Source organism: Aquimarina litoralis (genome assembly GCF_039523995.1).
GTDB lineage: Bacteria > Bacteroidota > Bacteroidia > Flavobacteriales > Flavobacteriaceae > Aquimarina > Aquimarina litoralis.
Genome location: NZ_BAAAGE010000001.1, coordinates 280,148 through 292,922, shown reverse-complemented (window position 1 = coordinate 292,922; position 12,775 = coordinate 280,148). Strand labels below are relative to the sequence as shown.

Below are 12,775 nucleotides of genomic sequence, written 5' to 3'. Positions count from 1 at the left end.
TCTTTTTTCTAAGGGATTTCATAGGGTCTAGAGAGGAAATTTAAACACGAATTTTGATTGGTTCAGTAGAGTGTTTTTTAGTTGAGATATTTCAGTTATTTTTGAACATATTTAACTGTTTCCCCCTTTACAAATGGAAAAACTCATTTGTTTACTTTTCATTTTTTTTTCATTGAGTACTTTCTCTCAGGATAAAGATTCTATTGTTATTGATTTTGAGAAGAAAATTAAAAACGCATCCAATGACTCTCTAAAGGTAGAGTATCTTTTGGGCTTGGGGACGTATCAAAAAGCGAGAAATCTAAATCAACTACCCGTATATCATCAGCAGGTTAGAGAAATTTTTAAACGAAAGAATTACGACAATACAAAACATCTTAAGACCCTACTCATTCAATCGGGTGTATATAAGCGAAGAACATTCGATTATTCGGGAGCGTTAAAAGAGTATTTAGCGGCCCAAAAAGTTATTTTAGAAACGAACGATACTATATACTTAGGCGTAAACTATGGTAATATAGCGATGTTGTATATGTATAAAGATGAGTGTGAAAAAGCTATTGTAAATTTTAAAAAAGCAATCGAACGAAATACACTAAATAAGAATTATCGATTATTAGGGATCAACTATGGTAATATTGCAAAATGTTATGCAGATATCAATCAGGTAGATTCAGCCTTTTACGCTTTTGAAAAAGGAATTTACAACGCTAAAATTTCTGGGGATGAAGATATTATACAATTAGTCAACTGGAATAAATCGAAGTTACTATTAGAACAAAAGAGATATAAAGAAGCACTTCCTCTACAATTAACATACTTAGAATACAACAAAACTATTAATAAACACTTGGCTATTTTAGCCACAAATAAAAATATTGCAAGAACCTATTTTGGGTTAAAAAACTATGACAAAGCGTTATTTCATGCGAATGAAGCAATAGATTATGCAACGAAAACTAATATAGAAAATCGTGTTGCAGAGGTTTATAAAACCAGAGGGAATATTTATAAAGTTATGGGGAAGTATGAATTAGCCTTTAATGATTTACAAACCTATGACCAAATTCAAAAAGAAGTTGATATTGTAAACAATGCCAAAAAATTTAAAGAGATTGAAATGGCAAATTCTTTTGAAAAAGAAAGAATTAAGGATAGTGTTGTATATGCAGAAGAGAAAAGAAAAATAAGCTTACAAGTAGAAAAACAAAAAGTAGAAAAGCAGTTGTATTTTGCTAGTTTTATTATTACGGTGATGATTAGTATCCTTATCGTATATCTTGGATATCAACTGTATCTACGAATTAAGAAGAAAAATAAAATTAAAGAAGAGAAATTATCTCAAAAGATCGTAGATCTAAATTCTGAAGTTACTACAAAGAAAGAAGAGGTGAATCAACTTTTAACCGAAACTGTAATTCATCTAAATACTAAGGAAAAGCTTGCAGAAAATTTGGCAAAATTATCAAAAGAAGAAGGAGATGTCACGCTCAAAGGTATTATTGCAGATTTAAAAGCAGACAAATTAGAAGATTCAAAAATCTTAATGCTTAAAAAGAATATCGAAACATTGAATTATGATTTCTTAAAAAGTTTAAAAAGTTCGCACCCTAATTTGACCAAAACTGATATTGAGGTTTGTTCTTTTATAAAAATTGGCCTTTCTCGAAAAGAAATTTCCAACTTAAGAAATACAAGTTTGGATGCTATTAAATCTACCCGTTTTAGGCTTAAAAAGAAGCTTCAGTTATCTGCAGATCAATCCCTTGATGACTACATAAAATCCTTATAGTTGTTTTTTAATAGAAGTATTTTGTACCTTTAAAAGAAAAGTCCCTTTGATTGCTAAAATTCTACTAAATACTCTTCTTGTCTTAGGAGTTATTTCCCCGATTTTCTGTCAGGAAAATCAAAACCCTGATCGCATCATAGAAGTAACAACGATTGGTTCAGATGATTTATTAGGAACATATTTATATTATAGTAAAGATGTACCGCCTGAGTATGATATAGAGCAAGCGCAAAAATTAACATATCAACTTTCTTCCAAAGATATTTTGAATCTGGGTTTTAGCGATGAATCCGTTTGGCACCGATTTAAAATTAATAATGCTTCTGATACCATCGTAGAGCGTATGTTGCGAATCGAAAAGCCTCTCCAGGATTCTTTACAACTTTATTATAAAAAGAATGATCGTTGGGTGGGTTCAAATACTGGATATATGGTACATACCAAAGACAAAGATTTTAATGGGTCCTCCTTATACTTTTCTTTAAAATTTGAACCTAATTCAGAACAAACCTTTTATTTGAGAACCAAAAGTAAATATGGTCGATCCTATTCTATGAAACTTTTAGAGGAAGAAGATTTTAGAAAAATGGAACGTAATGAACTCATGCTGGTATGTCTTTTAATAGGGATATTAGTAACGATCGTTTTTTACAACCTGATTTTAGGATGGGGATTGAAGGATTCTATTTATTTTCTATACGGAGGTACTGTTATTGGAGGCCTTTTGACCCAAATCTCAGTTAGAGGTTTTTTTAAGCAGTTTTTAGTGGATGAAAACCTGTTTATACAAGAGTGGTGTGCTCCATTTTTTATTGCCTTTGGTACAGTGGTAACTGCACAATTCTGTGTTAAATTTTTAGAAACTGCTACATATGATAAATTGTCTCATAGATTATTGAAAGGAATCATTTGGTTTCAGGTAATTGCCTTTTTTTATGAAATCATACGATTTGAGGTATTTGGGTATTATACTACCAACAAATTGGTTGCTGTGGGATTGATGATTTTTGGTTTTCTTGCGTTGTTTTCTGGTATTAGAGTGTATATGGCGGGAAATCAATTTGCAAAATATCTTGTAGCAGCCTGGACAAGTTATTGTATTACTATCGTAATGTATGTGTGCACACTTTTGGTGATTATTCCTATCAATGGAGTTACAGTGAATGCCTACGTAATTGGTTCTGTTCTGGAAGCTATATTATTATCGTTAGCGGTCGCAGATCGTTACCGAACTCTACAGAGTGAAAAATTGAAGTTAGCAACTGAAATAATTTCTAAAGAGCAAGATATTTCGGTGAAGTCCAAAGAGATTATAAAATTGCAAATGGAAACCGTACAACAGTTACGCTCCAAAATAGAAATTGCTGATAATCTTAAAAAATTAGACAAAGAAGAAGGAGGAGTGACATTAAAAAATATACTCGCCGATGCACGTAGTACGAAATTAGAAGACCAAAAAGCATTATTACTCAAGAAAGAATTAGCTGAATATCATACGGAGTTTATAAATAAACTAAGCTCTCAATTTCCTAATCTTACAAAAACAGATATCGAAATTTGTTCTTTTATAAAAATAGGTCTTTCCAGAAAGGAAATTTCCAACTTAAGAAATACAAGTTTGGATGCTGTTAAATCGAGTAGATTTAGACTCAAAAAGAAGCTAAATCTATCTCAAAACGATTCCTTAGACGAGTATATTCGATCCTTATAAATTTATATTTTAGTGTATTTTTTTCATATTGCAATCCTGTTAAGAGTATCTCAAAAATATTTGGAAAGCATTGAAAAATAAGGGTTTTCGATTATTGCACCCTCATTTGCACCCTCAAGTTTTTTTAATTTCTAAAGTTTCGATTGTTATTTAGCGGCGTGAAAACGGAATCCTCACACTATAGTGTTTTAAGAAGTTTCTTATATAAGATCTACGTATCTACACTATGATAAAAAAACAATTTACAGTGTTATTTGGATGACAACTTTTACCCCAAAAAAAGTAAGAATTAAAAATAATTGAGAATGAGAATTAAATTACGATGTACACTATGGATCCTATTGGTAAGTATACTAGGATATTCACAAACACCACAAGGATTCAATTACCAATCGGTAGTGAGGGATGCTGCTGGAGATATATTAGCGAACACTACTATAGGAGTAGAATTTAAATTACACCAAACCACCACAGATGGCACTATCGTCTATACAGAAGCCCATACACCTACTACTAATGCCTATGGAATTTTTGACTTAATCGTTGGACAAGGTACTACTACAGATGATTTTTCTGCGATAACGTGGTCATCAGATTCGTACTTTCTTGAGGTAAGTGTTGATACAGCTGGCGGAACAACGTATACCAGTATGGGAACCACACAGCTATTAAGTGTTCCTTATGCTTTACAAGCTAAATATGTAGAAAACGGAGATAATTTAGGAAATCATACAGCAACTGAGAATTTTCAAACGGGTGGATATTGGATTTCTAATGATGGTGGTGATGAAGGACTTCTAGTGAATTCAGGAGGAAGAGTTACTACATCCAATAAGTTATATCTAGGAAGCAATATTAACCTAGCTACTCATTGGATTAATGGTGATGGAACGAGCAATAATGGAATTCAATTTGATGCTAGTGGAAATGTGATCACATCAGCAAAAGTTTCTTTAGGAGGAAATGTGCAGTTAAATAACAACTGGTTATCAAATGATGGTGATAGCGAAGGGATACGTATTACAGATGATGGAGTTGTAGTTTTAGGAGGAAACGTAAGATTAAATAATAAATGGTTTTCTAATGATGGAGGTGATGAAGGTATCGCAATTGACAATACAGGAAATGTAACCCTTTCTGGAGAATTAGCTGTAGACGGAAATATTAAGCTAAATAATAACTGGATTTCTAATGATGGTGGTGATGAAGGCTTACAAATTGATAATAATGGGAATATAACTACTTCTGGAGATGTAACATTAGGAGGAAATTTTGAGCTTAATGGAATATTAACATCACCATCTGAAAACCAAATTTTTGGAACATATGATGATACCAGTAATCTTTCAAATCTTGAAAGAAGAAATGTGGTTATTGGATATCAAGCCGCTGAAGGTGCTCAATCAGGTGATAGTAATGTTGTTATCGGATACTTTGCAGGATATAATTTAAATGGAGACTCTAATGTATTGATTGGAACGGCAGCAGGAGCAGGAGGTTCGTTTTCTAATCAGTTACATATTAGAGATTTAATATATGGAGAATTTGATAATGACTTATTGCAAGTCAAGGGAGAATTAAAAGTTGATGAAAACATTGCAACTGATGGAAATGTAATCATCGACCAAGATGGTGATGATCTTAGAGCTGCGGGTGCAGCTAATAACGTAGAAATGATTTCTGTAATAGTAAATGCAGACGGCTCTTTAAACTCAAACGTTACGAACTCTTCAGGCATAACAGCTTCGAGAAGTGGAAATATTTATACAGTGAACTATTCAAACCATTTTTCTGCTCTTCCAGGTGTGACTATTACTTGTATAGCTTCTACTTCTCAAACAAGAGGAGCTCAAATAACTTCTTTAGCACAAGGTAAAGTAGAATACTTAATAAGAAGCTCAAATGGTGATGCTAAAACTGATGCTGCAACGGTATTAACAATCATTGGTAAAAGATAAAAAATGAAGATTATGAAACCATGTATATTCATTGTAGCCTTGCTTTTTTTTAGTGCTTTGTCTTCTCAAAGTATAGAACGAACTGTAATTGGATCCAGTGGAACAACCTTGAGCAATGCCAGTGTAAGCCTAGATTTTACAGTTGGAGAATTAATGGTGACAACTTTGTCGAATGGAACCACAACACTAAACCAAGGATTTCATCAAGAATTGATCATCTTGCAATTGAAACTTTCTCCAGTTGTTTTTCTGCAAGGGCCTTTGATAACTTCTGGAACTGTTATCATGGATGATAGTTTACGAAGTAATGGTTTACTTCCCACTACGAGTCCATATGCGGATAGTCTAACCTGTGAGGCAAGGGTTTTTGATATCACAGGAAATAATGCTATTGTAGATTGGGTTTGGGTAAGCTTACGTGATAAAAATGATCCAACTATAGTACTCGCCAGTCAATCGGCATTCGTACAAGCAGACGGAGATATAGTGGGTATTGATGGAACATCAGTTTTAGAATTTGATTCGCCTTCAGATAGTTATTATATAGCAGTTAATCATAGAAATCATATAGCGGTAATGAGTGCAAATACCATTGGCTTAAACACATCGACAGCAACTATTATTGATCTTAGTGATGCTACAGCATCTGTATTCGGAGGCTCAAACTCGGTAGTGGATATGGGAAATGGAATTTTTGCGATGATTGCCGGAGACTTTGATGAAAATGGACAAATTCAAAACACGGATACAAATGCAGTGATACAGTTACTTGGTATTTCTGGTTACAATAAAGCAGATATGGATATGAATGGTCAGGTACAGAACTCGGATATCAATGGTATTTTAAATACAAATATTGGTAAAGGAGTACAGTTTTAAATAAATGAATCCCAAAGTCCATATCACATAAAATTAATACTACCCCCTGGAAATTTTCTTTCCTTACTTTTTTTGTTTTTTAAGATTTGGGCTATTACCCCAAATAAGAAAGCCGAATCAACTGATTTGGCTTTTTTTCTGTTGTATGGTCGGGTAGAGATTTATCGAAATTTTTTAATGGAGGATAGGAAGTGTCATATTTCCGTGCAGTTCTCATAATAAATTGTTGTAGTATAAACTTATGTAGTTCAACAAAAATCTCGCTTATTTAGATCGGATCTTATTAATAACATTCTCTTTAAAAAGGTAACATTTTTTTTAATTTTTCTTCAAGTATAGAACACGTTCAGTTAACGGGTTTACAAAAATCAAGAATTAGTTTTGACCTCAATATAAGTATAGTCAGAATTAAGAATAAACGTAAACTTAAACTAACACAAATTATGAAACTTAGAAAGTTAATATTAGGGATTTTAATGATTTCGGTGGTGAACATCGGATTTTATAGCTGTGAGGATGGTCGTGATGGAATTGACGGAATCGACGGGGTCGATGGTCAAGATGGAGCTGACGGTCAAGATGGTGTAGATGGTATGGATTTAACACTTGAAGAGTCTGAACCTTTAGAAAGTTCTGTCGTATCTAACGATGTTTTTGAACTTAAAGGAAGTTTTGCTTCTTCTGCCGATTTAGAAATGATATTAACATCAGCAGATATACTTCCTTCTGATTCTACCTTCGTTTATGGTTCTTTTATGGATGGAGCGGCTCTTTATCCTGCTGGTAATGACATGTACGCATTTATCAATAACCTAGAGTCTGACTTTTCTATCGCTAGAATTATGATGAATTCAGATTTACAACCTTTACAAGGTGATTACATTGTAAACGCCACTGCTACAGCTTTTACGGCACAATGTTCAGGTTCTTCTATTACTACTGAGGAGCACGGTTTTGGACCGCTTTACCTTTCTGGTGGTGAGTGGGGTGGAAATGCAAAAGGTGTTTACCGAGTGAATCCATTCCGTTCTACAGATGATAGAGTAGAGGCTGATAGATTACCTGCACTTGGTGAATGGTCAACAGAAAACGCAGTAGTTATTGGTAAAGATGCATATCCTTCGCAAACAGTAGTTTTTATGGGAGATGATGATAGTAGCAATGATTATCCAGAAGCTCACTTTGCTATGTATGTTGGTGCTAGAGGAGATTTAAATGGAGGAAGCTTATATGTTTTAAGAGGAACAAACCCTACTGAAACAGCTCCTGGTGCTGGTGGTCAACTTTTTGAAATGGGTATGGCAGAAGGTACATCGTATGATGTAGAATGGGTAGAAGTTACCGAGAGAACTTTAAATGAATTAAACCAAGAAGCAATAGACTCTTTAGCTATCGGTTTTCAGAGAATTGAGGATATCGACTGGAGAAGAGGTTCTGCAGATGCTAACAGAGAGGTATATTTTAACGCTACTGGAAGATACAGAAGTGACAATCCTGATTTAGCAAACAGAGGTACAACTTTTGGACGTGTATATAAATTAGTAATGAATCCAGACGATCCTACTGGACCAGCTACTTTAGAAGTAGTTATGGATGGAGACCTTGATGGTGGTAAAGCTGATGGTATGCATTCTCCTGATAACATATTAGTAACCGAAAATTATGCTTACATTCAAGAAGATCCTAATGGTTATGCAGATTTGAACGCTGATATTACAGGTTTCGCTAAATTATGGCAGTTAGACTTGAATACTGGAGTAGTAACCGAAGTAATGGAATGTAACCAAGTTGCAGCATCTGGAATGGGTATTGGAAATACAGATAGCTATTGGGAAATAACTGGTTTAATCGATGTTACCGATATTATAGGTGCTACGGAGTCTACTTTCATTGGTGGGGCACAAGTACATGGATGGAATTACAGTAGTCAACCTGAATCAGCTGTACGTGCTGATGGTGCTAAATTCTACGATCCTACTGCAATCGATGAGTCTTCTGCTAGACTTGAAGGTTCATTCTTGTTTAAGATCACTGGATTGCCAAGATAGATATTAGACAACAAACTTAAACAAAAAGTTCCCTAAGCATTAGGGAGCTTTTTGTGTATTTAAAATTATTTCTTCCGCTATGAAAAATATGTATTGTTTTTTTACAACGTTTGTCTTACTTCTTACCATTTCTTGTAAAAAAGAGGAAAAGGTATTGACAGTGTCAACTTCATCAAAAGCCGAATCAATGTTTAACGACGTTATTAGAAATCACTATTTTAAAACTTTGGATAGTGCTGCTTTTTATATTAAGAAGATAGATACCCTTAAATCGCTAGAAGAAAATAAAAATAATTTTCTAGAAAGCAGAAAATGGTACAAACGTGCAGAGCCCATGCTTATGGCTTATGATTATGAGAATTACCTATCTATGAATGCTCCGAATTTGCTTAAAATTGAAATGGAGGATTATCAAGATATTAAAAAATCAAAGCCCAAAAGTTACCAGGTTCTCGAAGAATTATTATATGCTGAAGAAAACCCTGAGAATAAAGAGATATTTAGGGTTGCGCAGTATCTACAGGTTCGTATTCCTTACATTAGGAAGAATCATATCATTATAAAACAACGTGATAGGCATCATTTAAAAATGTTGCGAGATGCTATCGTGAATATTGCTACAAAAGGCATTACAGGTTTTGATTCACCCATGTTGGCAAATTCTCTAAATGAAGCCATTTATAATTATGAGACCATTAATGAAGTTCTTGGTATGTATAAAGAAGCTTTCGCTTCGAAGGAGTTATATCAATCTTGGGTAAAAGAAATAGAAAATACGATTTCAGAATTAAAATCAGGAAACTTTGATACGTTTGATCGATATACATTTATCAAAAACCATACGAACAAACAGTTAGAGCTTATTAATTTAACATCAAAAGATTGGAAGGTAACTTTAAACACTTCTCGCGCTCTCAATCCATTATCGACCAATCTTTTTGATAAAGACTTTTTTAATATGGCGCAATTCTCAACGCCACGCTCACCAGAAATTACTGATGAGCGAGTTGCTTTAGGAAAGATGCTCTTTAATGATGAATCTTTATCGGGTACAGGCACCATTAGTTGCGTTACATGTCATCATAAAGACAAAGCCTTTACAGATGGACTTAAAAAAGCAAAAGGAATTGACAATGTTGAATTACTCCGTAATACACCGACATTATCTTACGCAGTTTTTCAACGTACGTTCTTTTACGACGGTAGAGCCGCTAGTTTAGAAGATCAAATTGTAAAGGTAGTTAATGATCAAAATGAATTTCATTTAGATCTAAACACTATAGAGCAGCGTATTCGTTCGAATCCGACTTATGTAAAGCAATTCGATTCTTTATATGATGGAAATATCTCAAATCGTAATGCACGCCATGCCATAGCTACATATATCAGAAGTTTATCTCCTTTTGATTCGAAGTTTGACAGAAACATGCAAGGTCTTGAAAATACGCTTACTAATGAAGAAATTACAGGTTTCAACTTATTTATGGGAAAAGCTGCTTGTGCAACCTGTCATTTTCCACCGACATTTAATGGTACGGTTCCTCCTAAATACTTGGAAACTGAATTTGAAAATCTTGGAGTTCCTAAAAATGCAAGTTTTGAACACCCAATATTAGATGAAGATCCAGGTCAATATTATCCGTATGAGGTAGAGGAAAAACGAAACTTCTTTAAGACATCGACTGTTCGAAATGCAGAATTAACGGCACCTTATATGCACAATGGAGTGTACGATAGCTTGGAGGAAGTTATTAAATTTTATAACGTAGGGGGTGGACAAGGAATGGGATTGGATGTTCCTTATCAAACATTACCAGCTGATTCACTGAATTTAGCTGATAATGAATCTAAAGCTTTAATTGCATTTATAAAAACGTTGAACGATAAACAGTTTGAGAAAAGAGAGTAAACTTTTGTAATACTCAAAGAATTTGTAAAATAAAAAAGCTGAATCATTTGATTCAGCTTTTTTTCTGTGCGGGCGGGGAGACTCGAACTCCCACGCCGTGAAGCACTAGATCCTAAGTCTAGCGTGTCTACCAATTCCACCACGCCCGCATTTTTACTATTTTGTACCACTTAGGACTCAGTACAAATTGACTCACTATTGTTAGTAAGCGGGTGCAAATATAAACAATACTTTTAAAATAAAAACAACCTTCTTAAAAAATATAAACTTTTACTACATTTAACGAAAATTAACTCGTACGAATGCAAAATATTAAATCTTACGTTCAGGAACATAAAGATCGTTTTATTAACGAACTTTTAGAACTACTCAAAATACCGTCCATCAGTGCAGATTCTGCCTATAAAAATGATGTGATTAAAACTGCTGATGAGATTAAAAAAAGTCTTGAGAGAGCAGGATGTGACATGGTTGAAATTTGTTTAACTCCAGGATACCCGATTGTGTATGGTGAAAAAATTATCGATCCAGATTTACCAACAGTATTGGTATATGGTCATTATGATGTACAACCACCAGACCCTATAGATCTTTGGGATAGTCCTCCATTTGAACCAATTATTAAGGCAACAGAATTACATCCTGAAGGAGCGATCTTTGCAAGAGGAGCTTGCGATGACAAGGGACAGATGTATATGCATGTAAAAGCCTTGGAATTAATGACCAAGACCGATCAACTTCCTTGTAATGTAAAATTTATGATAGAAGGAGAGGAAGAAGTAGGAAGTAGTAGTTTGAGTTGGTTTGTTGAAAATAATCAAGAAAAATTAGCAAATGATGTAATTCTCATTAGTGATACAGGAATGATAGCAAAAGATGTTCCATCTATTACTACTGGTTTACGAGGTTTAAGTTATGTAGAAGTAGAAGTTACGGGTCCTAATAGAGATTTGCATAGTGGCCTGTACGGAGGAGCGGTAGCAAATCCAATTAATGTACTTACTAAAATGATCGCCTCATTGCATGATGAAAACAATCATATTACCATTCCAGGATTTTATGATAAGGTAGAAGAGCTTTCTAAAGAAGAGCGTGCAGAGATGGCAAAAGCTCCATTTTCTTTGGATGCTTACCAAAAATCACTAGACATCAAAGCAGTATATGGAGAAGAAGGCTATACTACGAATGAGCGTAATTCTATTAGACCAACTTTAGACGTTAATGGAATTTGGGGAGGCTATACTGGAGAAGGTGCAAAAACTGTGATTGCTAGTAAAGCATACGCTAAAATATCCATGAGATTAGTTCCTAATCAGGATTGGGAAGAGATTACAGAGTTATTCGCAAAACATTTTGAAGCAATTGCCCCAGAAGCTGTAACTGTAAAAGTCACTCCGCATCATGGAGGACAAGGATATGTTACCCCAATCGATAGTGTAGGATATCAAGCGGCGAGTAAAGCGTATGAAGATACTTTTGGGAAAACGCCAATCCCGCAGCGAAGCGGTGGAAGTATTCCTATTGTTTCTTTGTTCGAAAAAGAATTGAAAAGTAAAACTATTCTTATGGGATTTGGACTAGATAGTGATGCTATTCACTCTCCTAATGAACATTTTGGTATTTGGAACTATTTAAAAGGGATAGAAACCATTCCGCTGTTTTATAAATATTATACAGAACTTTCAAAATAATCATTGGGATATGGTATAGATTTTGATGCTTCCAAAAAAAGTAACCTAATACAACTTAATTTATGTTTTCAAAAAGAAATCAAACTTTATTTTTTGCCTTAACAGGTATTATTTTTTTATCCTTAGGATCATTAACATTAAATGCCCAACAAATAGCAGTTCCTTCTATAAGAACAGAGGCCGAAAATATTGACTTATCTAAATTTATAGGTAGCCGTTATATGGAGGAAACTTTTAAAAACGGAACCGTGTATGACGGTTTAACTAGTTTTGAAAAGAAGACATTTCTAAGATACGATGTTTATGGAGATTTTTTTGAAATGAAAAAATCTCCATCAGATAAAAAGACAGATTTTTTGAAACAAGCTGCTGAAATTCACTTAGTAATGGATGGTAAAACTTTTTATTACAAGAGCTACAAGGATGATGAAGATAAACAGCGATTCGGATATTTACAGAAATTAGAGCGTATAGGAGATATAGATTTTTATCTAAAATATAGCACAAAGCTGACCATGCCTGTGGAAGCGGAAACAACATTAGAACAAGATCGACCAGGTAAAATAAAAAGTTATACTTATTACGTAGTTGGAAAATCAGAGCAGCTTGCTTATGCTAAGATTAGTAAAAAAACAATTTTAGAATATATTCCCGAGGAGAAAAGAAAAGATGTGAAATCTTACATCAAAAAAGAAAAACTAAAGTTTAAGAATTTTCAAGATCTTATAAAATTGGCGAATTATGTAAACGGCTTATAACTATTTGCACCATTGGTAATGTATCGTAA

8 protein-coding genes and 1 tRNA gene are annotated in these 12,775 nt (G+C 33.9%); 8 read left to right on the top strand and 1 reads right to left on the bottom strand.

Annotation, left to right across the window (positions count from 1 at the left end; all coding sequences use genetic code 11):
- Positions 1-172 precede the first annotated feature (172 nt).
- From ABD077_RS01080 to ABD077_RS01055, 6 genes are all read left to right on the top strand, one after another.
- Positions 173-1,792, top strand: a complete 1,620-nt coding sequence (locus ABD077_RS01080) for a tetratricopeptide repeat protein (protein ID WP_343909640.1) — start codon at positions 173-175, stop codon at positions 1,790-1,792.
- Between the two features lie 46 nt (positions 1,793-1,838).
- On the top strand, positions 1,839-3,503 hold the full coding sequence (locus tag ABD077_RS01075) for a 7TM diverse intracellular signaling domain-containing protein (RefSeq protein ID WP_343909638.1): 1,665 nt from the start codon (positions 1,839-1,841) through the stop codon (positions 3,501-3,503).
- 305 nt (positions 3,504-3,808) lie between these two features.
- On the top strand, positions 3,809-5,461 hold the full coding sequence (locus tag ABD077_RS01070; RefSeq protein WP_343909636.1) for a hypothetical protein: 1,653 nt from the start codon (positions 3,809-3,811) through the stop codon (positions 5,459-5,461).
- Positions 5,462-5,473: 12 nt separating this feature from the next.
- Positions 5,474-6,340 carry a hypothetical protein gene (locus tag ABD077_RS01065; protein ID WP_343909634.1) on the top strand — a complete coding sequence of 289 codons (867 nt, stop codon included), beginning with the start codon at positions 5,474-5,476 and terminating at the stop codon, positions 6,338-6,340.
- A gap of 443 nt (positions 6,341-6,783) precedes the next feature.
- On the top strand, positions 6,784-8,388 hold the full coding sequence (locus ABD077_RS01060; protein WP_343909632.1) for a PhoX family protein: 1,605 nt from the start codon (positions 6,784-6,786) through the stop codon (positions 8,386-8,388).
- Between the two features lie 187 nt (positions 8,389-8,575).
- Positions 8,576-10,297 carry a cytochrome-c peroxidase gene (locus tag ABD077_RS01055; protein ID WP_343909630.1) on the top strand — a complete coding sequence of 574 codons (1,722 nt, stop codon included), beginning with the start codon at positions 8,576-8,578 and terminating at the stop codon, positions 10,295-10,297.
- Between the two features lie 67 nt (positions 10,298-10,364).
- Here the strand turns inward: ABD077_RS01055 and ABD077_RS01050 are convergent.
- Positions 10,365-10,446, bottom strand: a tRNA-Leu gene (locus ABD077_RS01050).
- A 153-nt stretch (positions 10,447-10,599) separates the two neighbouring features.
- Here ABD077_RS01050 and ABD077_RS01045 point away from each other — a divergent pair.
- Together ABD077_RS01045 and ABD077_RS01040 are read left to right on the top strand one after the other, a co-directional pair.
- On the top strand, positions 10,600-11,988 hold the full coding sequence (locus ABD077_RS01045; RefSeq protein WP_343909628.1) for a dipeptidase: 1,389 nt from the start codon (positions 10,600-10,602) through the stop codon (positions 11,986-11,988).
- 62 nt (positions 11,989-12,050) lie between these two features.
- Positions 12,051-12,746, top strand: a complete 696-nt coding sequence (locus ABD077_RS01040) for a hypothetical protein (RefSeq protein ID WP_343909626.1) — start codon at positions 12,051-12,053, stop codon at positions 12,744-12,746.
- Positions 12,747-12,775 lie beyond the last annotated feature (29 nt).